23 protein-coding genes, 1 pseudogene and 1 riboswitch are annotated in these 25625 nt (G+C 33.2%); of the genes and pseudogenes, 11 read left to right on the top strand and 13 right to left on the bottom strand.

Annotated features, from left to right (window positions below; genetic code table 11):
* Nucleotides 1-8: 8 nt before the first annotated feature.
* From CHB72_RS00705 to CHB72_RS00740, 8 genes are all read left to right on the top strand, one after another.
* A complete protein-coding gene (locus tag CHB72_RS00705) occupies nucleotides 9-749 on the top strand; it encodes a segregation and condensation protein A (protein WP_089280940.1) in 741 nt (246 codons plus the stop codon).
* 40 nt (nucleotides 750-789) lie between these two features.
* Nucleotides 790-1353 carry an SMC-Scp complex subunit ScpB gene (gene scpB, locus CHB72_RS00710; protein WP_089280941.1) on the top strand — a complete coding sequence of 188 codons (564 nt, stop codon included), beginning with the start codon at nucleotides 790-792 and terminating at the stop codon, nucleotides 1351-1353.
* Between the two features lie 163 nt (nucleotides 1354-1516).
* Nucleotides 1517-2173 carry a DUF2953 domain-containing protein gene (locus CHB72_RS00715; protein WP_089280942.1) on the top strand — a complete coding sequence of 219 codons (657 nt, stop codon included), beginning with the start codon at nucleotides 1517-1519 and terminating at the stop codon, nucleotides 2171-2173.
* On the top strand, nucleotides 2157-2612 hold the full coding sequence (gene ytfJ / locus CHB72_RS00720; protein ID WP_334293320.1) for a GerW family sporulation protein: 456 nt from the start codon (nucleotides 2157-2159) through the stop codon (nucleotides 2610-2612). Before CHB72_RS00715 ends, ytfJ begins: the two co-directional genes overlap by 17 nt.
* Nucleotides 2613-2713: 101 nt before the next feature.
* Nucleotides 2714-3124 carry a MazG nucleotide pyrophosphohydrolase domain-containing protein gene (locus CHB72_RS00725; RefSeq protein ID WP_089280944.1) on the top strand — a complete coding sequence of 137 codons (411 nt, stop codon included), beginning with the start codon at nucleotides 2714-2716 and terminating at the stop codon, nucleotides 3122-3124.
* Nucleotides 3125-3339: 215 nt separating this feature from the next.
* Nucleotides 3340-4449: a D-alanyl-D-alanine carboxypeptidase family protein gene (locus tag CHB72_RS00730; protein WP_089280945.1), complete on the top strand. Its 1110-nt coding sequence runs from the start codon at nucleotides 3340-3342 to the stop codon at nucleotides 4447-4449.
* Between the two features lie 175 nt (nucleotides 4450-4624).
* A complete protein-coding gene (locus tag CHB72_RS00735; protein WP_089280946.1) occupies nucleotides 4625-5557 on the top strand; it encodes a sulfide/dihydroorotate dehydrogenase-like FAD/NAD-binding protein in 933 nt (310 codons plus the stop codon).
* Between the two features lie 19 nt (nucleotides 5558-5576).
* Nucleotides 5577-6872 (top strand): FAD-dependent oxidoreductase, encoded by a 1296-nt coding sequence (locus CHB72_RS00740; protein WP_089280947.1) that lies wholly within the window; start codon nucleotides 5577-5579, stop codon nucleotides 6870-6872.
* 33 nt (nucleotides 6873-6905) lie between these two features.
* Here the strand turns inward: CHB72_RS00740 and uvsE are convergent, their stop codons facing one another.
* From uvsE to CHB72_RS27175, 12 genes are all read right to left on the bottom strand, one after another.
* The gene (gene uvsE / locus CHB72_RS00745; RefSeq protein WP_089280948.1) at nucleotides 6906-7871 is read right to left on the bottom strand and encodes a UV DNA damage repair endonuclease UvsE; all 966 of its coding nucleotides are present in this window, start codon (nucleotides 7869-7871) and stop codon (nucleotides 6906-6908) included.
* An 891-nt stretch (nucleotides 7872-8762) separates the two neighbouring features.
* On the bottom strand, nucleotides 8763-9440 hold the full coding sequence (locus CHB72_RS00750; RefSeq protein ID WP_176431117.1) for a TetR/AcrR family transcriptional regulator: 678 nt from the start codon (nucleotides 9438-9440) through the stop codon (nucleotides 8763-8765).
* 285 nt (nucleotides 9441-9725) lie between these two features.
* Entirely contained in the window at nucleotides 9726-10484 is a 759-nt protein-coding gene (locus CHB72_RS00755) for an NADPH-dependent oxidoreductase (RefSeq protein WP_089280950.1), read from the bottom strand.
* Between the two features lie 109 nt (nucleotides 10485-10593).
* Entirely contained in the window at nucleotides 10594-10746 is a 153-nt protein-coding gene (locus CHB72_RS00760; protein WP_207652467.1) for a helix-turn-helix domain-containing protein, read from the bottom strand.
* A 321-nt stretch (nucleotides 10747-11067) separates the two neighbouring features.
* Nucleotides 11068-11277 carry a hypothetical protein gene (locus tag CHB72_RS00765; RefSeq protein ID WP_089280952.1) on the bottom strand — a complete coding sequence of 70 codons (210 nt, stop codon included), beginning with the start codon at nucleotides 11275-11277 and terminating at the stop codon, nucleotides 11068-11070.
* A gap of 157 nt (nucleotides 11278-11434) precedes the next feature.
* Nucleotides 11435-12934 carry a B12-binding domain-containing radical SAM protein gene (locus CHB72_RS00770; RefSeq protein ID WP_089280953.1) on the bottom strand — a complete coding sequence of 500 codons (1500 nt, stop codon included), beginning with the start codon at nucleotides 12932-12934 and terminating at the stop codon, nucleotides 11435-11437.
* Between the two features lies 1 nt (nucleotide 12935).
* Entirely contained in the window at nucleotides 12936-14258 is a 1323-nt protein-coding gene (gene bzaD / locus CHB72_RS00775) for a B12 lower ligand biosynthesis radical SAM protein BzaD (protein ID WP_089280954.1), read from the bottom strand.
* 4 nt (nucleotides 14259-14262) lie between these two features.
* A complete protein-coding gene (locus tag CHB72_RS00780) occupies nucleotides 14263-15789 on the bottom strand; it encodes a DUF2284 domain-containing protein (protein ID WP_089280955.1) in 1527 nt (508 codons plus the stop codon).
* Entirely contained in the window at nucleotides 15782-16852 is a 1071-nt protein-coding gene (cobT, locus tag CHB72_RS00785) for a nicotinate-nucleotide--dimethylbenzimidazole phosphoribosyltransferase (protein WP_089280956.1), read from the bottom strand. Before cobT ends, CHB72_RS00780 begins: the two co-directional genes overlap by 8 nt.
* A gap of 27 nt (nucleotides 16853-16879) precedes the next feature.
* Complete coding sequence (gene bzaB / locus CHB72_RS00790; protein WP_089280957.1) at nucleotides 16880-18166, bottom strand: B12 lower ligand biosynthesis ThiC-like protein BzaB; 1287 nt, start codon at nucleotides 18164-18166, stop codon at nucleotides 16880-16882.
* Nucleotides 18167-18256: 90 nt separating this feature from the next.
* On the bottom strand, nucleotides 18257-19555 hold the full coding sequence (thiC, locus tag CHB72_RS00795; protein ID WP_089280958.1) for a phosphomethylpyrimidine synthase ThiC: 1299 nt from the start codon (nucleotides 19553-19555) through the stop codon (nucleotides 18257-18259).
* Nucleotides 19556-19635: 80 nt separating this feature from the next.
* Nucleotides 19636-19826, bottom strand: a riboswitch (cobalamin riboswitch).
* Between the two features lie 93 nt (nucleotides 19827-19919).
* Nucleotides 19920-21389 (bottom strand): arginase family protein, encoded by a 1470-nt coding sequence (locus CHB72_RS27175; RefSeq protein WP_242974994.1) that lies wholly within the window; start codon nucleotides 21387-21389, stop codon nucleotides 19920-19922.
* Between the two features lie 282 nt (nucleotides 21390-21671).
* Here CHB72_RS27175 and CHB72_RS00810 point away from each other — a divergent pair, with 282 nt between their 5' ends.
* Nucleotides 21672-22793, top strand: coding sequence for a tyrosine-type recombinase/integrase (locus tag CHB72_RS00810; RefSeq protein ID WP_089280959.1), 1122 nt, complete (start codon nucleotides 21672-21674; stop codon nucleotides 22791-22793).
* Between the two features lie 53 nt (nucleotides 22794-22846).
* On the opposite strand, the pseudogene CHB72_RS28065 reads toward CHB72_RS00810, so the two are convergent.
* Nucleotides 22847-22945 (bottom strand): annotated as a pseudogene (locus CHB72_RS28065) (DUF2087 domain-containing protein); the annotation flags it as partial.
* A 236-nt stretch (nucleotides 22946-23181) separates the two neighbouring features.
* Here CHB72_RS28065 and CHB72_RS00820 point away from each other — a divergent pair.
* Both CHB72_RS00820 and CHB72_RS00825 read left to right on the top strand, forming a co-directional pair.
* Nucleotides 23182-24120: a hypothetical protein gene (locus tag CHB72_RS00820; RefSeq protein WP_089280960.1), complete on the top strand. Its 939-nt coding sequence runs from the start codon at nucleotides 23182-23184 to the stop codon at nucleotides 24118-24120.
* A 100-nt stretch (nucleotides 24121-24220) separates the two neighbouring features.
* Nucleotides 24221-25513 carry a hypothetical protein gene (locus tag CHB72_RS00825; protein WP_089280961.1) on the top strand — a complete coding sequence of 431 codons (1293 nt, stop codon included), beginning with the start codon at nucleotides 24221-24223 and terminating at the stop codon, nucleotides 25511-25513.
* Nucleotides 25514-25625: the final 112 nt, after the last annotated feature.

Consider the following 25625-nt stretch of genomic DNA (forward strand, 5'->3'; position numbering starts at 1 on the left):
GGTCAACAATGGCATACACAATTAAAATTGAAGCCTTTGAAGGGCCCTTTGACTTATTATTTCATCTTATAGAAAAAAATGAGATTGATATTTATGATATTCCTATAAATGATATTACTGAGCAATACCTTCATTATATTTATGAAATGGAAAAACTAGATTTAGATGTTACCAGTGAATTTTTAGTAATGGCAGCAACTTTAATCGAAATAAAGTCTAAAATGTTATTACCAAAAGATGTATTCGTAGAAGAAGGAATAGAGGTCGAAGATATTGATCCCAGGGATGAATTGGTAAGGAAACTATTAGAATATAAAAAATATAAAGCTGTAACGGAGGAATTTAAGAAAAGAGAAGGATTATATAATAGAATCTACTTTAAGGCAAAAGAAGAGATTATTTTTGAAAGCCATGATCATGATAAAATACTTGACAATCTTGAAATAAATGACTTAATCAATGCTTTTAATAAGTTACTAAAGGATACTAGCAAAAAAATTCAAGATCCCTATTATAATATTAGAGAAATCGAACGGGAACCAGTCTCAATAGAAGATAAATTAGTTGATATTTTAAATATATTAAATCATAAAAAAAAGATTACTTTTCAGAGCATATTTACATCAATAGCAGATAAATTAGAGGTTGTAGTTACCTTTTTGGCCCTACTAGAGTTAATGAAAGTAAAAAAAATAAAAGTTATTCAAGAAAAATGTTTTGATGGTATAATGATAGAATTAGTAGATTAAAAAGCCTATAGTTTAATAATAGTTTTGAGGTGTAATAATAATGGACAAAGATGAAATTAAATCAGTATTAGAAGCTATTCTTTTTGTATGGTCTGAACCCATATCTGTTAAGGAACTAAGTAAAGCCCTAGCTGTTGATGTTAAGAATATTAATAATGTTCTTGAAGAAATGATAAACGAGTATAATTTTGGTAAACGAGGTCTTCAAATCATTAAAATGAATGATCATTACCAACTATCAACTAGACCAGAGCACTATTCCTATATACAAAAACTCGTAGAACCCAAGCAAAACAAAGGATTAACTCAAGCTGCTTTAGAAACTTTAGCTATTATTGCTTATAAACAGCCTATTACCAAGATAGAAATCGAAGAGATTCGCGGGGTTAAATGTGATAAAGCAATTAGTACTTTGCAGGAAAAGAATTTGATAGAAGAGCAGGGAAGACTAGAAAAGATTGGTAGACCAATCATATATGGTACAACTTTAAGCTTTTTAAAAACCTTTGGATTAAAATCGATTGAAGATCTCCCTGATATTAGTGAATTTAAATTATTAACACAGGAAACCAATGATATCAAGCATATTTTTACTAAAGGATAGTTCAAATGAGAAAGCTGCTTTTTAATAGATTTATTAAAAAGCAGCTTTTTTTATTAGAGAGAAATAGATCTTTTACTATTTTATATAAATAAACTTTATAAAATAGTCTATTATCAGTAAAAATGGAAAAAATAGTAATAGTTCAGTTATGAGGTGATTTCCTTTGGTATTTAATTATTTTATTTTCGCAATAGTTCTTCTAATGGGTCTTATCGTTGTATTATCTTTTTTAAATATAAAAATAGAAGTAAGAGTCATCAGAGAAGATAACAATGATGAGGTTAATGTGTCTATTTCTTTATTAAACGACTTATTGAAATATAGAATGGTCATTCCTTTTATAGATATATTCAATGGCTATAATAATTTGCTAAAAGCTCATATGCATGGTCAAGCTGAAGTGGGGGATGATAATGCCCTCGCTGATCATGCTGAAGAGAAGGGCTTTAATCTAAATGAAATGAAAATATTGATTGAAAAAGCAGAGGTTTTATATAGGAACTATCACAATATTATTAGTTATGTTATGAAAAAAATTATAATTAGCAAAGTACAATGGGAGACAAAAATAGGTGTAGAGGATGCTGCCGGTACAGCTATCCTTACAGGAGCTTTATGGGGAATAAAATCGTCTATTATACTATTTTTTAAAAATAAATTTAACTTGAACAATATTTATGTCAACGTAACTCCCTATTATGTTTCAAAAAAATTTGCTATGACTTTTAACTGTATAGTGACTTTAAAAATAGGATATATTATAAATACAGGTATAAAATTATTCTTAATAAAAATTAGAGGTGGTGATAAATTTGAATGATCATCCAATTGAAGCATTAATGAAGACAACGATGGAAAGTATCAAAGAAATGGTTGATGTTAACACTATTGTAGGTGACGCCGTTGAAACACCAGATGGTACAGTAATCATACCTATATCTAAGGTTTCCTTTGGGTTTGCATCTGGTGGTGGAGATTATATAAGTAATACTAAGCCAGAAAATAACAAAGAAGAAAATAGTGAACCCAAACAAGAAAAGCTTCCTTTCGCAGGGGGTGCAGGAGCCGGTGTCTCTGTGCAACCAGTTGCATTTATGGTTGTAGGCAATGGACAAATTAAGCTTATGCCCGTAGATCAAAGGGCAAATATGATTGATAATTTGATAAATACTACACCAAAAGTAATAAATAGTATTCAAAATATGTTCAATAAAAAACATAAAGGTAATGATCAGGATCATATAATTACTTATGAATAGAGGATATAGCTGTCCTCTATTTTCATATTGTTAGAAATTTGAAACTTATAGAGGATGAGAGTATAATAGTACTTAGATACTATTAAATAAGGGGGAAAAATATGGATCTTAGAGAAGCAATCGAAAAGATATGGAATAATAGAAAGTATAATACCAATGACCCTAAAACCGCTATTAGTCATTTGAATGAAGAAGTAGCCGAATCTCTAAAAGCGCTAATGAAGGGTGATGTAGACAAAGCCAAACGTGAATTACAGGATGCCATGTCTTGTTTATTTATAGCAATGAAAGTCTTAGATGTCGATGCTGTTGATGCTGTTAACAAACAAGTTGAACAAATGAAAAAAAGAAATACTAAAATTATGATATTTAAAAATGATAAAGTGGAAATATATGTAGATGGAGTATTAAAGGGTGGATGGTCCATCTGGAGTACAGAAGATATTAAAGAAGCAGAAAAGCTCGCTAAAGAATTTGGCTGTGAAATAAAACATGAATTTAATGAAGCGTAAAATGATAAGTAGATAATTTTACTTATCATTTTTTTTATTGCACTCTGTGAAAGTGACTGACACCAAATCAAAGATTTGGGTCATCTATTTTGTATTTATATAAGTAACTAACCGAAAATCAAGGATTATACTCTGTATAAGAATGATTTTACCTCCTTTTGTTTATAATAATCTACGTACAGCATTTTTACTAAAAGGAAATGAGGTAAAAGTATATGTTAAAAAAAGTTGTAGGTTTTTTATTAATCATTTTCTGTATAACCCTAGTCTTATCTCCACCTGTGTTTGCTGAAGAAATTCATACAACTGGCAAGGCTAATATCGTGATAGATGTAGCTACTGGAAGAATATTGCATGAAAAAAATATCCATGAAAAATTGCCCATGGCCAGTACTACTAAAATTATGACGGCTTTATTAGCGATTGAAAATATGCCTCTTGATAAAAAAGTGAAAATTCATCCAGAAGCTGAAGGAGTAGAAGGATCATCAATTTATCTTAAGGCTAATGAGAAAATAAAAATGATTGACCTGCTCTATGGATTGATGTTAAGATCTGGAAATGATGTTGCAACTGCTATTGCTTATGAAGTTAGTGGATCTGTAGAAGAATTTGCTAAGCTTATGAATCTACGAGCAAAGGAATTAGGAGCAAACAATACCAATTTTGTTAATCCCCATGGCCTATCACATAATGATCATTATACAACAGCTTATGATTTAGCTATTATCACAAGAGAAGCATTAAGAAATCCCACCTTCAAAGAAGTAGTGAAAACAAAATTTTGGTTAGCTGAACGTGATGGTTACCAACATTTCACCAATAAGAATAAGATATTGAATATATGCGAAGGGGGAGATGGTGTTAAAACAGGCTATACAATAAAGGCTGGCAGGTGCCTGGTTGCTTCAGCTACTAGAAATAACATGCAATTTATAGCCGTTACGTTAAATGATGGAGATTGGTTTAATACAACCAATAAGTTATTAGATTATTCCTTTAATCAATATAAACCCTATACAGTTTTTAAGGCGCAGGACTTAATCAAAACCATAATGGTTAAGAATGGCGTCAAGACCACTATGTATTTAGAAGCGGCTAAAGAATTAATTGTTCCGATCCAAGAGGAAGAAGAAGGTAAAATATTATCTATCATACAAGCCCCTGAGACCGTCTCTGCTCCGGTGATCAAGGGCCAAAGAATTGGAAAAATTTCAACTTATCTAGATGGTGAGCTTATCAATAGTACCTATCTTTTAGCAAAGGAAGATATAGAACGATTAACTACAAAGGATAAGTTTTTAAGATTTTTCAAATTTAAGTGACAATATTTATTATTTATTATACATTATCATAGATTCATTTATTAAATAAGAAAAAAAGTGATAGCTTATAAAAGCTGTCGCTTTTTTCTTATGTTATATAAAAACATTGTAACAAAAATTGTTAAAATAAATATTCTAATATTATAGTGATTTTAAGGATAAAAGGAGGCAGATTATGAACAACCATCGATGGCGGTGTATTGATGCTGGTAGTGAATATTGCCCTTGTTACTTAGCTGAGACAATGGACTGTATTACCTGTTCTCATTTGAAAGGAAAAGAATTTTGTGATTGTGATTGGAGAGGTATATGTATATATCAAGCTTATATCTTTGAAGGCAATAAGAAAAAGGACCCCAGAATGAGTTTACAGGTTGAGGTTGCAGAGATAAGAAAACTAGATGAAAATATATTGGAATTAACCATAAAAGTTCCTCATACATTAGCTAGGCAACTCAATCAACCAGGCTCCTATATTTTTATACGAAATAAAAATTTCAATCAGTATTTTGATATACCTATATCTATTATGCAAGCCGATACAAGAAATGATTTAATAAAAATAGCTGTAGAGGTTCATGGGATAAAGACAAAAACAATAAAGTCTATTAATGATCAATTACTGATACGAGGGCCCTATTGGAATGGTATCTTTGGACTGGATCATCTAAAGCAGGTTCAGAATAGCAAATGTTTAGTAGCAGTGCGCGGTATTGCACAAGCTCCAGCAGTACTAGTAATTAAGCATTTGTTGAAAAATAACAATTCCGTCGATTTAATAATTGATAAGACTTCAACCAGTTATAATTTTATAGCGGAATATTGTAATATACAGGAAGTAAAGGAATGTAACCTTTATGAAGCTGAAGGACTAGAATTTCTCAACAGACAAATATCTTCTAAAGATTATGAACTGATTTTTTTAGGCACTTCTGACTATTTACGAGAAAAAGTGTTTTTGTCTATTGAGAATATAAAGAACTTCAGAATCGTAACGACTAATAATAATGAAATCTGTTGTGGCGAAGGGATTTGCGGCTCATGTACGAATCATGATATAAATGGAATCCCGATTCGAACATGTAAGGCTCAGATGATAACAAACTAGAATTAGGGGGGGATTTCTTATGACAAAACCGAAAGTTGTTAAGGTTGTTATTGTAGGTGGAGGTTGGGCTGGATGTGCAGCAGCTCTAACAGCAAAAAAATCTGGAGGAGAAGTTTCCATATACGAAAGAACAGATATGTTATTAGGCTTAGGTAATGTTGGTGGTATTATGAGGAACAATGGTAGATATACTGCTGCAGAGGAATCCATCTTATTAGGAGCTAATGAGCTATTTCAATTATGTGATGAATGCTCTAGACATAAAAACATTGACTTTCCAGGACACAAGCATGCTAACCTTTATGATGTTGCAATTATAGAGCCTTCTGTTAGAAGGTTGATAAAATCAAAAGGTATCAATATATATCTTCAGCAGCGTGTTACTGATGTTATAAAACAAGGAAATAAGATTACAGCTATAAAACTTCATGATGGCAGTATTATTCAAGGGGATATTTTTATTGAAACAACAGGCTCCACTGGGCCAATGGGGAACTGTTTAAAATACGGCAATGGCTGTGTTATGTGTATATTACGCTGTCCATCCTTCGGACCTAGAATTAGTTTAAGCTACAAAGCTGGCGTGGAGGATCTATTAGGGCAAAGGGCTGACGGTTCCTTTGGAGCTTTTAGCGGGTCATGTAAACTTAACAAAGAATCATTGTCTCAAAAGATCGTTGAAGAATTGAATAGTAAAGGCGTTGTGGTTTTACCAGTCCCTGAAGAAGAAATCAATATGGATAAATTAAATATAAAAGTGTGTCAACAATATGCTTTAAAGGATTATGCTGAAAATATAGTATTGCTTGATACAGGTCATGCCAAATTAATGGCACCGTTCTATCCCTTAGATAAGCTTAGAAAATTAGAAGGCTTTGAGAATGCTAGATTTGAAGATCCTTATGCCGGCGGGGTAGGGAACTCTATTCGATATCTATCAATTGCTCCTCGAAATAATAGTATGAAGGTGAAGGGTATAGATAATTTATTATGTGCTGGCGAGAAAAGTGGTCTCTTTGTTGGCCATACAGAAGCAATTGTAACTGGAAGCTTAGCAGGACATAATAGCATTAGAATGTTACTAGGCATACCCTTGTTAGAACTACCTAGAAATCTCGCCTCTGGTGACTTAATAGCCTATGCTAATGCTGAAATATTAGAAGAAGAAGGTTTGAAAAAAAGATATACGTTTGCTGGTGGCGAGTATTTTAGAAGAATGCAGAAGTTGAGATTATATACTACAGACAGTAATAGTCTCAAGTCTAAAATAGAAAGATTAAATCTATTGAACATATACAACGAAAAATTAGTATAAAGATATTATAATTAACAGGGCAAAATTGCCCTGTTAATTAATTTCTATAGAGGCTTCATTTACTATGCTAATATGTTCTTCGTTTTTTAATTCATCTATTAACTTAAATAAAGCTAAATCTTTTTTCTTTGCCTCGATCATTACATCAAAGTCATGTGAATACTTCTCAGCTATCCCTATAAAATCCATTAGAAAGTTCTTGTCAACATAATCAGCATGAGCTCTTATGTTTTTTTGATCTTTAGGGCTTGAAACATGAATTTTAGGAGGATACTTTTCATTGACCCATGTTTGAAATATGTTGGGCAAAAGTTCTTCAAGGCTTTCGCCATTATTATTACACCAATGATGATGAATGTCTAATACCATAGGTATAGATAGACTTTGACATATCTCTAATACCTCCTTAGCAGTAAAGGATTTATCATCATTTTCCAGTATAATCCTATCTTGATATCTTTTTTCCATCTCTTGAAAATTTTTAATAAACCTTTCAGAAGCTGTTTTTTTATTGCCATATGTACCTCCCACATGTAAAACCAATTTAGCATCCTTTGCACTTAAATTCATAGCCTCAAAGATCTTTACATGGTATTCTAAATCTTTCAACGAAGCCTGTAGGATATCTTCTTTAAGCGTATTAATTAAAGTGAAGTGATCAGGATGCGCACTTACCCTAAGCCCATTTTCTAATATGTAATTTCCTATATCTTTATATAATCCAGCAAATTCTTGAATATAGTTCCATGGTAAAGCCTCAGGATGAGTAGCTAAAGGTACAAGCTTGGAAGTGAAACGGTATAACATAATATTGTAAGCTCTATTATAGATCAGAATTCTTTTAGTGGTGTCTAAATTTTTCTTTGTTAAAGTTTTTAATTTATATAGCTTTGTTTCATCATCTGAAAGCTTACAAAACTGTTTGAAAGTAATTGTTTTGTTAGGAGATCCCTCATTAACATTTAGAGCTATTGCAACATACCCTAATCGTATTCTCAAATAAATCACCTCACCTATTAATATACCCAAGTCAAAGATAAAGATAAATAATTATATTATCAAGTAGGGGAGGAACTGTGCTCATTGATATTACTAATATGTCAATTGATATACATTATCATTTTCTGTAAATATGAATAAACATACAATGTATGTATGTACTGTATATTTATGTATGGTTATGCAGTGACTGGATATTACTTTAATAAAATGTCGAATGTAATAGAATAACTATAACTAATACTATGAAAATGTTGTCGAAGAATCACTGATTGATCCATGCACTTTAACGACAAAATTCATGGAGGCAATGTCAAAAAAACACGTATAGCTAAGGTGAATTTCTATGATTTTTTACAAAATTAGTAACTATAGGATATAATATTTTATAATTTATTATTTATAAAGGTTAATGATTTGATTCATTATAAACCAAATAAATTATCAAACTGATTTGATCTAATTTGAGAATTATAATTTATTTATACAATTATTTATTTTAAATGTTTTTATTGATACATAAATAAGTAAAAGGATATAAAGCATTATCTAGAATTTCAATGCAGAGACAGGCCTATTTACTGGCTCATCAAACTATTCTTTAAATGTATATTTAGGGAATAGTTTGATGGAATTTATCTGTTGTCACAAAACTTATTACAAATCAGTTGTCTATAAGCCATTATTCTATCTGTTAGATATTTATATTGATTATATCGATTCATCTATTTAAGTAATATAAATTAAGTAATATAAAAAAAGTTATCTATATCATAAGTTGCAAGTTCTATATTAATAGGGAAAACAATGGAATTAACTTCCTTGGAATTCTAGTTAGCCATATTTATTTTGTATTTCCAGTGTAATAGATGCTCTTATCTGTCCTGCTTCTTAATTGCTATCCAATTTATTAAACATTTTCATAAATTCATCATAGCTGGTTTTTACTTTTACCTTCCCCAGTAAAAATAGCTTTATAAGTCTTTTTATTTTTATTCTGCTATTTTCTTTTGTTAATGATTTTTTCATTATATAATCTTCTATTTGACTTTCGTAAATTATATAGATGACCTCAGTTGCTTCTCCTAAATTTATAGGAAGAAGAAAAACATTATTTTCCTCGCAGTTTTTTAATATTTCCATGATCTTCTTTTTTAAGCCTTCTTCCCAAGAAGCAATGGTTTTTTCCTTCTCTTTAATTTCTTCTGCCAAATAAAAGGAACAATAAAATTGTTTCAATATATCTTTGTCCAGTTTATTAATTTCTTCGAAATGGAACATAAACAAAAATGTTAATAATTCACTGAGATTATCCAGGTTTAAACTTCCATAATCCATAGATCTAATCCCATAATCTACATCATCCATTTTTTTTAAATCACTAAAAAAAGTTGCTATAAATATCTCCTGTTTTGAAGAAAAATATCCATATATTGTGCTTACCCCTATTCCAATTTCACCTGCAATGTTTCTCAGGTTTGTTTTTTCAAATCCTTTTTCAACGAACATTTTTTTACTTGCTTCAAGTATTTTTTTTCTTGTTTTTATTTTTTCTTCTTCTGTAATCATTCCCATACATTAAACACCTCTCCACAAAACTAATCCGAACGCATTCGCAAGGGGATATCATACAACACGAGCACGTTCGAATTCCTTCTACGTATTTAAATATATCATATTCTAGATACTCTGATAAGAATATATCATTTATTTGGTGAGATAACCTATATCTCCTAACTAATATATCAATATTATATGGTAATTTCAACATATTAGTCAAATCATTACAAAAAGTTCCCTTTAACCTAAGGGAACCTTCAAATTTTACTTTTCACCCTGTAGAGAAAATAAATTTTAAATATCTATCTGAAACCCCTGCTGACGGATAGCCTTGAGTATCTCTTGTCTATTAGACATAGAAGTATCTAATTTCGTCACTACTTGGTCACTGAAGGAATCTACTCTCCTATTTGCATTCCTTAAGTCATAGTAGGTTGTCATTTCTTCATCGTAATCCTTTATTTCTTCTAAATAACTATCAAAAATCCTATAACTGTTTTCAAAAACCCTAAGCCTATTTTCAAATCTTGGCTTAAGCTGTGGATGTTGATTGGGATATCCTATGCCCAATCCTACTACTGGAAATGTTAGCTTAGGTAGGTTTAAAACTTCACAAATTTTTATTGGATCATTTAAAATACTACCTAAATATACAGCACCTAAATCCATTGCTTCTGCTGCATTAACAACATTTTGAGATGCTAAACATGCATCGGTGAAGCCCTGAAAGAATCTATCCATATCTGCTGCATTCTCAGTTGTCGGCCCTTTCTCCTTTGCAATGTTATTATTTCTAAATTGGTCTACCATAAATATCAATAGTTCTGGTGCCCTTCCCACATATTCCTGTTTACAAACCTCTGCAATTGCCTTTTTAATAGAGGGGGCTGTTACACGAATTATTGAATATGATTGCATGCCATTGGAGGTTGCAGTTCGTCTCGCAATCTCCATCAATGTATCGAAAACTTCTCTGGATATGCTTATATCCTTAAACTCACGGATTGTACGATGTTGAAGCTGTCTTTGAATCATTTCATTTATCTGGTTCATCAAAAATCCCTCCGATTATAAATATTTCTCCCTTACTTATTTCTGTATTTGTTTATTCTTGCATAAAAGCATGCACCCTTTAATAATTATATTCTTATGTCTATATCAACTAATTCTTGTCTACAATAATAACTATAAATTTACCAAAAGTTTCTTGTGACGTTCCGATATAGTCTGCCAAATCTTTTTTGCTCATGGATAATGTCACTTTATTTTCCTCGTCGGCCATACTTAAAATCATATCCACCACCCGCTGCTCCACATCATGAGTCCCTAACTGCTCTATTAGGTTTTCTGCATTGGTTCACTTAATTTCTTTAATATTTTATACCCCTTTACCTATCATATTACACCTATATTTGTATAATAACATTTTGATGTTCAAAATTTGCTTAATCATGACCATGCTCATGTTACGACTACACAATTGTATGCTGCCCATAAAAAGGACGTGAAGCGAGAAATTAGAAATTTTACCAAACAAAAAGAGTCAAATGTAACCGCCCTTTTGACTCTTAAAGTCATCATCTATTACCTTTTTATGTAGGGTTTAGCATATAAATGCCTATGCATATTAAACTGCTTAGCCTGAGTTTTCCAACCTTGATTTCCAAAAAAAAGTATATAACCATACTGGGAATAACTTGCTTGACATCAATTCAATAGCTTTAGAAGGAATAGTATCATCATTAACTATTGATTTTGCAGCCATATCTAAGGCTTTGACTATATTTCTAGTCATACCACCTATTTGTTTAATAGGTCTGCCATTTATTGCAGAACCACATCCCATAGTAAGACCTCCAAGCCACTTAAAGTTAGTTTTATCTGCAAAGCTTTTCAATATTTTAAGTGCAGTCTCACTATGAATAGCTTCAGGAAAGCCACTATAAATAAAAGAAGCTCTCTTTTAAGAAAGCTTCTTAACCATAGATGTGTATGATGGAAATCTATTTTAATATGCTATAAATATACTCCTTTGAAGAATTTATGGTATTTGCTTTATAGCTATCCTCGATGCTATTGCCCTTTTCTAGCAAGGCTAAAGTCTCTTCAAACACATGAACTAACATGGTGTTGACCTTGTCATAGTTTTCCGTCATACCTACTGCATTGTAGGTGCCGTTACACCATAAAGTCTTATAACAGCTAAAGATACAATTTGTTATCTCCCTCATGATGGTAGCAAATAGAGCTACCTGTGGATTTTTATAATCAGCACTTCCTTCATAGGTAGATAAAGAAGACAGTTTTAGTCTACCCTGCTCTTTTAATTCTTTGTAGGACTTTGTTCCTTGAAGAATAATTTGATGATGGTAAAGAACATTGACGGTAATATCAAGACTATTAAGAATCTCATTTCTTTTTAAGAAATCATAATTAATTCTCAAGTCCTCCACCGTAGAATCTGGCTCAAACATGATGAATCCTACATTAGGTTTTATGCCATACTTTCTTAATATTTTTAAGGCTTTTTCGTTTTGTTCTACGGTGGTCATTTTATTTAATCTTTTTAAGCTTTCTTCTTTGCCGCTTTCCAGGCCGATGAGGATATGCTTTAGCCCTGCATCTACTAAAGCCTTTATGGATTCATCGTGGATATCATTTACTCTTGCTTCTATACCAAATTGTATATTTCTAGACTTTAATAAAGAAGCCAATTTTATAGCTCTTTCTTGTCCTTGTTTTCCTGGGCCAAAAAAATTGGGATCTGTAAAATAAAAGGATCTCATACCAGTTTTAGCAATAACTTGATCAATTTCCTGTACAATATTTTCAGGGCTTCTTCCTCGCCACCTAGAAGAACTGCCGATAAAAGGATTGATATAACAAAAACTACAGCTACCATAACAGCCTCTGCTTCCCATGATATTCACTTCCCCTATAGATAACGAAGCGACGGTCCTTTCTGGAAAGGGGATGCTATCTAAATCATCAAAGGCTTCAGCATATGCAATATGTATTTTATTTGTTGATTCCCTATAGGCTATCCCCTTCAAATGGTGATGCATATCATGATCCTCTAGCTTTTCAACAAGCTGTAGGAAAGTCATCTCTGGTTCCCCAAGGATGATAGAATCTAGGGCGCTACACTCTTTGAAGATTTCTTCATAGGCAAAGGTAGGATAATAACCATAGGCTGTAATATAAGATACCAAACCCTCATTTTTTACTTTATCTAAAAGATGATATAGCTCTAAATCCGATTTCCATTGGTATACCATATGTATCCCCAATATCTTCGGTTTGCAGTTTTTAATCCTCTGATATATTCCTTCATAGGTGATTTTTTCTAGATTACCTTCAGTAATATCTACATGATGGTCCTGTTGTTTTAACACCCCCGCAATATATCCAGTGAACAAGCATGAGGAAAGTGGTGCATTAGCAATATCATTGATGTTTTCCTCATCAATGTTTCGAGGATGTTCTAATAATAAGATTTTCATTTTATTTCAACTCCTGCCACATGAAAATATTTTTGCACAGATGGAAGGTTTCTAATTGATATCTCATACTACTCAACGGCTCAGGATTGTAATAGACAGGATATAATAGATCTGTGGAAGAGGAAATAAACCCCTTCTTTCTAGCTATTTCAAAAATAGGTGTATTGGGATAAATCCTAACATTGTTTAGAACAATAGTGCCTAGACTTTTGGTTTCCCTATGAATAGTATAAATTTCATCTATTAACTCCATGCCCTTTTTTATGGTATCTTCATTGTCTCCTGGAACATTCACCATAAAGTGATATACACTCAATACACCAGTTTTAGCTGATAGCTTTGCAGCTCTTATGATATCCTCAACCTTGAAACCTTTCCCTAAAACATCTAAGGCTTCCTGAGAAAGACCATCGGGAGAGAAGGAAAAACATTCACATCCAGAGTTTTTGAAAAGCATCATATTGTCTTCATCTAAATAATCCTCTCGAAAAAATCCACTCCATTGAACTTTAATGTTTCGTTCTATTAGCAGTTCACATATGCTTTCTAGATGTCCCCTCGGTATGTTAACCACTGGATCAGTGAAATGTATTCTTTCGATACCAAATTCTTTATTTAACAATTCTATTTCATCTACTACCTTTTTGGGACTTCTGCAACGAAGTTTTTTTCCCTGTAGATTAGGATATACGCAATAACTACAGTTAAAGGGACACCCTCTTTTTGTTTCCACCCCCATAGTCTGTACATAGCTATTTCTATGATTATATAGGGTTGGACTTAGTAAATTTCTATCTGGCTGAATATAATCACAGTCCATATCCAACTCTTTAGAAGGGCTTAATATCACCACTTCACCTTTTTCTCTGAAGCATAATCCCTTGAGGTGTGAAGGATTTTCTAAATTAGCCAGCAGCTTAGGTAATGTATTTTCCCCCTCACCAATGATCCCATACTGAATTTCTGGTAATTCCTCCATAATTCTTTTCGGAAAAAGAGAAAATCCAGTACCACCCACAATGATTTTTCCTTTGGGGACAAGGACTGCTATCATTTTTATGGTTGCTACAAAGGGAGGAATAAGAGAGGTCATCTTATTTCCTAGAGGATCAATATTCCTTAGGGAAATGCATATTATCTCTGGCTGGTAGCTTTCTAATTTTTTCTTTAACTGACTAAAAGGATCCTCTTGAATGTTCATATCGAAAATTTCAACAGTATAGTCCTTCTTAATCAGCGTGGCTAAAGTAACAATACCTATAGGATAAACCATTTCCGATGTACTGGTTTCCGTGGACATAGCTTGTATAAATAATATTTTCATATAATCACTCCAATAATAATAAGCCAAAATATTTGACATAATCATTTTTGTTTTTTACCGGTTCAAGAGTTTCCTTTAAGTTTTTCACTGTTTCAAAAACATCTATGCCTGAACCCTCCATAGAGGGTCTTGCCTTTGGACAAGAGCTTTGGGGCTTACACTGATGACATAGAGAGCAAGGTCCCGCCCACAAACTAAATGCTTTATAAAAACCCTGCTGATAGGCTTCTTTTTCAGCTGCGATGATTTTCAACTGGAAGTCTTTTGTGGGGGGTTCTCCCTCCAACAATAGTCCATATTTAAATTCTTTTAAAAGTTTTTTTGTTTTTTCTATAGGAAGACTGTTTGGAGGACATTTCCCTAATCCATAATGCTCACAACCAAATTGACACTTTACCTCCGCCGATTCAGTGAAACATACCTCGTCACTAGATAGAAGCTGTATGTTCTTAAAACCTAGAGCTTTTAGCTTTAGCATCAGGTATTGTTTTGGCTCCCTATGAATTTCCTTCAAAAGCTCCTTCTTTCTTGAAGCAATAATGAGGGCTGTATCACTTTTCAGAGGAATAAGTCCTTCATCATAAAATCCAAGACTTCTCAATGTTTTACATACCCAATCCCCTTCAAACACCTTGCCGTTGTAGGTATTTACCATCATATTTAAATCAGATAGTCCAGCCTTTAAGGAATGATGTTCCATAAAAAAGTCATGAATAATGATCATTCCATTTGCATCACTCCATTTGGCTACTTGATTTAGGATATGCTCCACTTCCTTTTCTGAATAGGCATGAAGAATATTGGATAATAATATTACATTGAATTTTTCTGTTTTAAAGTTCCAATCTTCTAAAATATTTCCTTGATGATAGGAAATTTTGCACTGATAACCTTCTAAATTTTCTTTTGTTATATCAATTACCGAGCTTAAATCAAAAAGCGTTGGCCTCATAGAAGGAAATTCATGGAGAAAGGCTAAAGAAAAGGCACCAGATCCTGCCCCTACATCTAAGAGATTACCCTCTAGGTTAAGTCCTTCAAAGTGTTTGACAATTTCCTTAGCTTTGGATTTTGCTATGCAATCCATTGCTTTTATATATTTCTTTGTTTTTTGTTTCAGAATCTCCTCCTTTTCATCAGGAATATAGTTGAGCCGTTTTCCGTGGATTAAAGTATCCTTTAAATCCTGCCAGTTGGAATATAGCTCTTTTCTCCATAAAATTGAATCCCCTTGATACATTTCCTTATCTTTTATCAAGTATTCCGAAGCCAATTGGCTGTTATAATAATACTCACCATATTTTACCAACAATCCTAATATCGTCAAGGTATTGAGAAAGCGCTGCATTGCATTTTCATCACTAGTGTAGTGCTTGCTGATCTCTGTTAAAGTTCTTTGTTCTGTTCCTATGTAGGTAAACAATTCTAGCTCCACAGCAGTAAAAATCACCTGGGAATTCCAGTAGGCACAAGCCAAATCCTCTAAATACTGAACACCAGATTTTTGAGGATCATAGAAAGAATTAAGCATCTTTACTAACCCCTGCATCTTCAAAGGTAAGAACCTTGTTGATTACTTGAGCAGCAGCTTCAACAATATTCATAGCCATGACAGCACCAGTACCTTCCCCCAGTCGAAATTTCAAATCAAGTATAGGGTCCAGACCTAGTTCCTGCCACATATGTTGATGACCTACTTCTACAGATTTATGAGAAGCTATCATATAATCCACCACATTTGCATTCAATCCTTTAGCGATCAGTGCTCCTGCAGTAGAGATAAAACCGTCAATAACAACTGGTACCTTATAATAAGCTGCTCCCAAAATCACCCCAGCAATTCCCGCTATTTCATAGCCCCCTACCTTTGATAGAACATCTAAAGAATCCTTAGCATCAGGCTTATTGATCTCTATCGCCTTCTCTATGGCGCGAATCTTATTTTCTAAGGCCTGATCATCTATACCTGTTCCTCTACCGGTAACTTCAGTAACACTTTTCCCAGTCATTACCGACACAATTGCACTGCTGGGGGTAGTATTGCCTATTCCCATGTCACCAGTGGCAATTAATTCTACTCCCTTTTCTTGAATCATTTTGCTAACTACTTCAATCCCTGCTAGAAGTGCTTTTTCAGCTTGATCTCTTGTCATTGCCGGTCCTTTGGTCATGTTTTTTGTCCCATAATCTATTTTATAGGGTAGAACATCTCCTGTTTCAATAAACACTGTTAAATCCTCTGCTACCCCCATATCAACAACAACAACCTTTGCTCCTACCACTTCTGATAGAACATTGATACTGGCACCACCCTTTACAAAATTTGATACCATTTGAGGGGTAACTTCCTGCGGAAAAGCACTGACACCTTCTTCCACTACCCCATGATCTCCCGCCATGACGATAACCATTTTATTCCTTACAGAAGGCTTCAAGGTTTCTTTTATTGCTGATAATTGTTCTGCTAATGTAAGTAATTCTCCTAGGCTACCTGGAGGAATTGCTAGATGATTTAAGTATTCCTTCGCTTTTAATCGCCATACCTTATTACTGGGTTGAATTCCATGAAGGATTTCATCTAATTTAACACACATTCATTATCATCCTTTCCCATTTAGCATTTATGCAATACCAAAGTATTTTGCTGCCACCTGCATAGCACAGTCATCATCACCACAAGCACTGCAATGATGATCTGAATCCTTTTGCTTATTCATTGCCTGCTTTAATATTTCAGGATGAATCGCTCTTTGAAGCTGTTTATCTAAGTTCATCTCTACTCTAGCTTTGGCCATTTGTAGTTCATTGTTGATAACATGACCACGCTTTCTGGCAATATTTGCAGCTTGAGCCGCTATCCTTGTAGAGATTACCCCTGTTCTTACATCATCTTCATTAGGTAACCCTAAATGCTCCGCTGGTGTCAAATAACAAAGGAAGTCTGCACCGTGCATGCCAGCAAAAGCACCACCGATGGCACCCGTGATATTATCATATCCTGGAGCAATATCTGTTGCTAAAAACCCTAGTATGTAATAAGGAACGTTATGACATAATCTTTTCTGTAATTCCATCGTGGTCTTTACATGGTTTAGTGGAACATGTCCTGGGCCTTCGATCATTACTTGAACCCCTGCTGCAAGAGCTCTTTTTACCAAATCTCCTGCAACCATTAATCCTTTGATCTGAGACTGATCTAATGAATCCGCTGTAGATCCTGGTCTTATGGCATCACCTATGCTTAGAACTACATCATAGGCCTTCATGATTTTCAGCAGTCTATCAAACTCTTCATATAAAGGGTTTTCTTTTTGATTTTGAAGCATCCAGCCTGTAAGGAAGGATCCCCCTCTACTTACCACATCTGTTACTCTTCCTGTTTTTTGAAGGGTATTGATAATGTCGAAGTTTAGTGCACAGTGAACAGCCATAAAATCCATACCATCAGCTGCTTGTTTTTCTATAGTTTCAAAGAGATCATCGGAAGTCATACCTACGATACTACCTTTTTTATCTATTGCCTCCACTCCTGCTTGATAAACTGGGACACTTCCTACAGCCACGTTAGCTGAGGATAAGGTTTGTTTTCTCATACCATCTATGTCTCCACCTGTACTTAAATCCATAAAGGAGTGACAGCCCGCTTCTTCAGCAATCCTTAACTTCTTCATCTCCATATCCATTTGGTCTCTATCACTGGAGGTACCAATCAGGGCATTCACCTTAATATCTAAACCTGCACCGATACCACATATTTTTGAACGGTTTCTTAATCTATTTTTAGGTATAACGATTCTTCCCTCCGCTACACCTTTTCTGACAAATTCAACTTCTACCTGTTCCTGTAATGCAACAATTTCCATTTCTTCTGTAACCTTACCTGCTCTTGCCGTCTCTATTTGATTCATCTTTTTCCCTCCTAAATTAACTCACTTTTTTCTAATGCATAAGCCATAATCTTTCGAATGCATTTCATCTAAAGCCTATCTATATTTCTTCTAAGCTAAGGCTTTTTCCTTATTTAAAAATTCTGAAACAATCTTCATTGCACAATATTTTCCACACATACTACATTCAGAGGAGAAGTCATCACTTCTTTCCTTCCACATTCTTCTTGCGGTCTCAGGATCGATGGATAATTCCATTTGTTTTTCCCAATCTAAACTTCTCCTAGCCTGTGACATTTCTAAATCCCATTGCATTGCTTTTTCTATGCCCTTAGCTACATCTGCAGCATGAGCAGCAATTCTTGAAGCTATCACGCCATCATAAACCTGTTTCTTATTGGGTAACCCCACATGTTCTGCTGGGGTAACATAACATAAAAATTCCGCACCAGCAAAGGCACTAATAGCACCGCCTATAGCTGCACTTATATGGTCATAACCTACTGCACTATCTGTTACCAGTGGCCCAAAAACAAAATACGGTGCACCTTTACATAAGCTTTTTTGCAGCTTTACTGTTGTTTCTATTTGATCAATTGGAACATGTCCAGGACCCTTCACCATTACCTGCACCCCTGCATTTCTTGCTCTTGTTACTAATTCCCCTAAGATAACAAGTTCATGGACCTGTGCACCGTCTAGTGAATCTGCAAGACAGCCGGGTCTCATGCCGTCAGCAAAGCTTAGAACCACATCATATTTCTTTGCTATTTCTAAGAGTCTATCAAAATATTGATATAGAGGATTTTCTGCTTGATTGTGTATCATCCAACCGATTAGATGAGCTCCTCCAAAGCTTACTAAAGGATCTATTCTTCCTTCACGTTTTGCCCTTTCAACAATATCCATCGTGGTTCCACAGTGTAGGGCTAAAAAATCTATTCCTTCAGAAGCATGTTTTTCGATAACTTCAAATAAATCATTCACTGTCATTTTTAATGAAGAACCCCTTCTTTTTTTAGCATCAGCCAGCGCCTGATATAGAGGCAAAGTACCAATGGGCTTTGCTGTAGCGCTTAAAGCTGCTTTCCTCATTCCGTCTATATCACCACTTACACTTAAATCCATAAGGGCATCTGTACCTGCTGCAATTGCGGTCATTATTTTATCTACTTCTCCAGTGATACTATCGTCATCATTATGTATACCCACACTTGCACTAACCTTGGTGGATAATCCAGTGCCTACTGCAACTGGATTTACATCTTTGTGATGGTTACTTCCCAGTAGAACGATTTCCCCCTTGGCTATCCCCTGTCGTATAAATTCTTCTGTTACTCCCTCCTTCACAGCAGCCTGTTTCATTTCATCGGTGATGATTCCATTTCTTGCACTTTCTAATAAAGTCATCGTATCTTCCTCCTTTATAAAATTGGCAAACAAAAAAGTCCGCAGTCGTATGACCGCGAACTTTACCATGATTCACATATAGAACACTTCATTACCAGGCAGGTCTCCTGACTTCCGGATCATAATCTTACTTGCGCCTTCCCATTTATTTGTAAATAAACAGTGGCATTTTGCAAAAGACTCCTCGGTTACAGTGGCGGGACCGTTCGGGATTTTAACCCGATTTCCTATTCTCCTCTTAAATAGAGGCACCTAGTAATTGATATTTTTATTCGATTATGAAAAATATTATAATTCAGATTGAAAATATTGTCAATATATAAATGCATAAGAATAAAAAATCATAAAGCTAATGTTTTTGCAATTATGATTCCTTTAATACAACAGGAATTTGAATTTCTGAGATATATTCTTCTTCAGAATCAGAGAATCCATAATCCACTATATTTTTTTCAATAGAATCCCCAGCTATTTCATAACCATTTTCATCAATCCATTGAATTAGCATCTTGTAATAGTGATCAATCTTATTATAGGAACCACAATACACAATACAAGCATGATCATTTTCTGGCAAGACTCTCACTTGGGTGTTAACATTTTCTCCTCTAGATAAGATTTCAATAAAGTAGTTAAACCGTTGAAAACGCTGACCTAGAATATCTTCCTTTGATATAGAAGTATAGATTTGTCCTTCATTAAGCCATGAAGATATCTTAAAGTGGGCTTCATGTTTCTTAAAGGAGTTTTTTATCTCGTAATTATCCTCTATATTTTCAATATCAATAAAAACACCCCATCGTTCTGATAGTCGTTCAATTCTTATTTCATTGATGTATTGATCTGCACCTTCAATTAAATTAATTTTATTTGTGATTTTTCTTTTTAAATTCATAAGTCGATGAATTTCAATATCAATCTCAGTCTCTTCATTTTTAAGAAGCATCAATAAATGATCTGTATTTTGATTATTAAAATAACTTTTAATATCTTCAAGAGAGATATCAAGGTTTTTTAAAAATAGAATCCTACTTAATATAAAAAACTTCTCAATACTATAGTAGCGATAACGATTAACTTCATCATAATCAGGCTTTAATAATCCAATTTTATCATAGTACCTTAATGTATCTGTACTTATATTGAAAATTTTAGAAAGCTCTCCTATTAAAAATTTTTCTTTCATAAAATGCTGACTCACCCTAACCTGATTAATAACTGTATCAATCCCTTTTCCATTGATTTCATCTGCGGAATAAACATTGAGTTTCATTTCTTTGATTAATTCAATTTCCCCAGGATCAAGATCTCTAGCACCTAGAATAAATACATTTTCTGGATTAACTTTTTGGCCTTCAAAATAGATATTCGTTAAGTCCTTATAACCCACATTCATTGCTTTTGCCAATGGCATGCCATGAATATTACCACTTCTACTAGTTTCATGGGTATTGATATCTCCATGGGCATCCATCCAAATCACTGCAAAATTCTTATAAGCACGGCTAACACCAGAAATACTACCAAGTGCAATGGAATGATCCCCACCAATAACTAACGGAAAGCTCTCTGCTCTCAGTGAAGAATATACGCTGTGTGCCAAATTTTTATTGACTTCTACAATCGGCTCTAAGTATTTTAAGTTTGAATGGGAATAGAATTTATCATAATCCTTGACCTCAGGAACATATAAATTGCCAAGGTCGTAGACTTGATGGCTGTTTTTGCTAAGAATTTTTAATAGTTCTTTTTGTCTCAGCTTTTCTGGTCCATATTCTCCACCTCTTTTATCCGCACCATAATATATAGGAACACCAATAATATTAATATCCATAGGATATACCCCCTTTTGCTTTGTCCATTACCAATTTTTATTCGACATTGAATATTTTCCGAATACCTTTAGTATAAAGGTTGGAGTAGCTCAAAGGTCAATACTTTTTTATTTCCCCATTATAGAGGCTCAGATTCCCAAATTTTTAACTTTTCATCTTAGTTTTTTGATATAATGGTTTATAACAGCACAAGAAACATATTCTTTATTTCACAATTGAAACCTATTACTTATTTCCTTCTTTTCAATAATTTTACAATGTATATATCAAGGAGTGATAACATGGTCAAAAATAAAATATCTATACATAATAAATCTGATAAACCTGATAATATTGTTTTAAAAGAAAATGAAATCATAGAAAGATGCTTAGAAATAGAAAATCACTTACCTAATTTTATGAAGGATTTTTTCCTCTATTTAAAAAGTGGTGTTGCTTTATCTACTCGTTTAGCTTATTTAGAAGATGTACTATTCTTTTGCAAATATTTAGTAACTGAATCTAATTTAACTGAGGCTGATTCTACTAAACTTATATCCATTAATGAATTTAACCAAATTACTGCTAAAGATATTAATCGTTTTTTAGGTGACTATTGTTCAAGATACACAATGGAAAATGGTGAATATATCAAAGTTATTGAAAATCGTAATAGGGCTTTAGCTAGAAAAAAATCTACCTTATCTGTATTATTTAAATTCTTATATAGGGATGAAATCATAGAAAAAAACATAACCGATGGTTTTAATCCTATTCGTCTTCCTAAACCTCAACCGGATGCTATTAAACGTCTTGAAATTGATGAGGTAGCAAGAATGTTAGATATTATTGACAATGGTAGTACTTTTACTGATAAAGAAAAAATCTATTGGGAAAAAACAAAGTATAGAGATAAAGCAATCATTATATTATTTGTTACCTATGGACTAAGAGTAAGTGAGTTGCAGCAGTTAAATATTTCTTCCTTTAATTTTAATAGAGGAGATTTTAAAATTTATCGCAAACGTGGGAAAGAGGTTCTAATGCCTCTAAATAAAACCTGCGAAAAAGTTATTAAGGAGTATATTACCCAACAACGCTCTCCTGATCATAGCCTGGATGATATTGATAAAGATGCTCTGTTCTTATCATTGCAAAATAAGCGCATGACTATAAGAGCTATTCGGAATTTAGTTAAAAAGTACACATCGTTGGCTCTAGGAACAAGTCGAGATAATGGATATAGCCCTCATAAATTAAGAGCAACAGCTGCTACTTCGTTGATACAACAAGGGTTTTCAATATATGATGTTCAAAATTTGCTTGACCATGACAATGTCACCACTACGCAATTATATGCTGCACATAAAAAGGACGTAAAACGAGAAATTGTCAAAAACTTTGAATGGTTAGATGAGATTTAGAGTTATTCCAAATAAATGTTCGAAGACATTTAATACAGGTGATTTTATCAACCTTAAGAGTTAAATGAAACCATCTCTTTTAACTCTTTTTCAGTATACCGTTTTCCATACTCAAACTGTTCTGCTATTTTGGCTAAGATTACAACTTTTTTCTTTTCTTTTTGCGATTTCTTTGCTTGTCAATTGGTACTTTACCCTACTGTTTTACATCTCTATTTGAATTTTGCACTTGTATCATAAACTCTTCAAAGTCCCTGAAAATTTACAAGTATTACCCCTAAATCTAAATATAGCCCACTATAAAAGTAGGTAAAGAGTCCTGTTGGTTCTTGTCAAATTTTGTGTTAATATTATCCAGAAAATACTGTTTGAAAGGAGTTTGATACTTATGAAACAATTTAAACATTTTGAAGAAAATTACGGTTTCCAGAGTGACAAAAAACAAGCTTGGGGAGATTATAAAGGCTATCAGTTTGCAATTGGACGCTATGAGAATAATAACAATATTCTCACGGTTTTTACAGCACTTAATTTTGAGGACTCTTCCCATGAAGAAAAGCTAAATTCTATACTGGAAGGTATGGTGGCCAAAAAAGAAATCCAAAACTATGAAATCAATAGAGGCTCACTAACCATAAAAAAAACGAAACTTTTTGGACGATTTCCAATAAAGGAATTAGAAAGCTTGCTGGATAATCTTGTAGATGTATTTCAGAAAATTGATGCTAAACCCGCTTGTTTTATTTGCAACAGTGAGGGCAAACAAAAATTTGCTCGCTATAACAATATTGCCACCACATTGTGTCCTATCTGCTATACCTCTATCTCTGATAATATTAATGAGGTAATGGTTGAATATCAAGACATAGATAATAATTATGCTTTTGGCACATTAGGTGCTATTTTAGGTGCACTATTGGGCTCTATCATATGGGTTATCATCAGTCTCCTTGGATATATTGCTTCTTTTGCTGGTTTTGCCATCATTGTTGCTTCTGTAAAGGGCTATCTCCTCTTCAAAGGTAAGATAACCAGTGTATCATTATGGATTATAGGACTAACAAGTCTTACTGCACTCATTCTGGCTCAATTTGTCACTCTTGATATTGTTTTTTACAGAGAACTTACAAATGCAGGTTTCGATATACCTATTTTTGATGTGCTGCGTGCTACTTTTGAATTGCCCTTCACGGATCCAGAAATCACTAGCGCATTTATTTTTGATACAATACTAGGTCTACTCTTTGCTGGTTTAGGAGCTTATAGTACCTTTAGAAAGCTATGGGAAGAAGTTAAATCACCAGTAGGCAACCTAGAGTGGCTCTAATAAATCCACATTTTACTTCATCTGCAGCACACTATATATTCGTACTCCATACTAAACAGCAATAAAAAGATCTTTTAAAAAATTTAAGGAGTGTAAGAAAATGAAAAAATACAAAAAAATTGTTAGTAGTGTCGTTTTGATTTTTATGATTTTAACATTTACAACTGCTTGTTCATCTCCAGAGGAAGAACTAAGCTTTGAAGGATTAATAGAAGAAATGGAGCAACTAGAAAAGTATGAGACCCAAGGAGAAATTTCTATTAATATTAAAGAGCTGCCGCAAAGCTTTCTAGAAAATCTTGATGACGAGTCTCAGCTTGTCTTGAATGCTATTGAAAATTATTCCTTTATTTATGAATTTAAAGAAGATACCAATACAAGACAAGCAGCCCTTACATTGTTTGTTAATGATAAGATTAATAATGAAAAGATTCCTTTCCTGTCCATACTTTCCAATGAGGATACATACTATGTCAAAATAGATGATATCAAAAACTTCATTGAAAAATTTGTTGATACTAATTCCCTGCCACAGGAAATAAATACTGCTTTTGCCCTTATTTTTGGTGATACTGAATATATTAGTTTTACTGTGGAAGAAATTCTTGACTTGTATATAGATGTACTCGAGTTATCAGGTGAGATGGATGAAGGGGAAATAGATTTCTTGAAACAAGTGATAAGTAATGCTTCATTTGACCAAGAATTCTTACAACAGGAGCAAAATGAAATGATAGAACGTTTTGAACCTTTTGTAGAGAAAGCAATGGATATCTACAGTAATCTTAAAATGGATTTAGTAAACCAAGAAAATAATAAATTTACGATATCCATTAGCATCATAGATTTCTTGGATTTAGTACAAGATTTTACTAATTATTCTATAGATAATGCTAATGAAGTAGGAGAATTATTAAAGGAATTTCTTCCTGTTTATATTGAAACTGTTAAAGAACAGATGTATGATAATAATATGATGGGAATGTATTTTGATGAAACTGAAATAGAATCGCTTACTGTTGAATTTGATACAATGCTTGAAGAAATCAGTAATCAAATTGATTATTTTGTTGAAGAAGTAAGTTCAAATAAAGAACATTATAAATCTATGGTTGATGCGTCTATGGATACACTTCGTAGTGAAGTTCAAAATTATGCAGAGAATACCAAATTAAACATAATATTTGAAAAAATAGATAGCCATACTTATGAAACTATAATAAATCTAAACATAGACATTAATACTGGTGTAGAGAAGATAGCGTTTGACTTTTTTATGGAGAGAACCATCAAGGCTTTAGACTCTTTTGAAATTACGATGCCTACAGATAATGTGATGGAAGGCAGAACATTTTTTAACAGAGTTGAAAATATAATAGAAACAATGCAATAGATTGCTAGTTTAAAAAAACATCAACTACAGTATCATCTCATTAACAAAGTCCTATAAATCTAAATACATAAACCTATGCATCTCATCGAAAGTCCGGCTTTTTTAAAAGAAA

This window comes from Anaerovirgula multivorans (genome assembly GCF_900188145.1).
GTDB lineage: Bacteria > Bacillota > Clostridia > Peptostreptococcales > Natronincolaceae > Anaerovirgula > Anaerovirgula multivorans.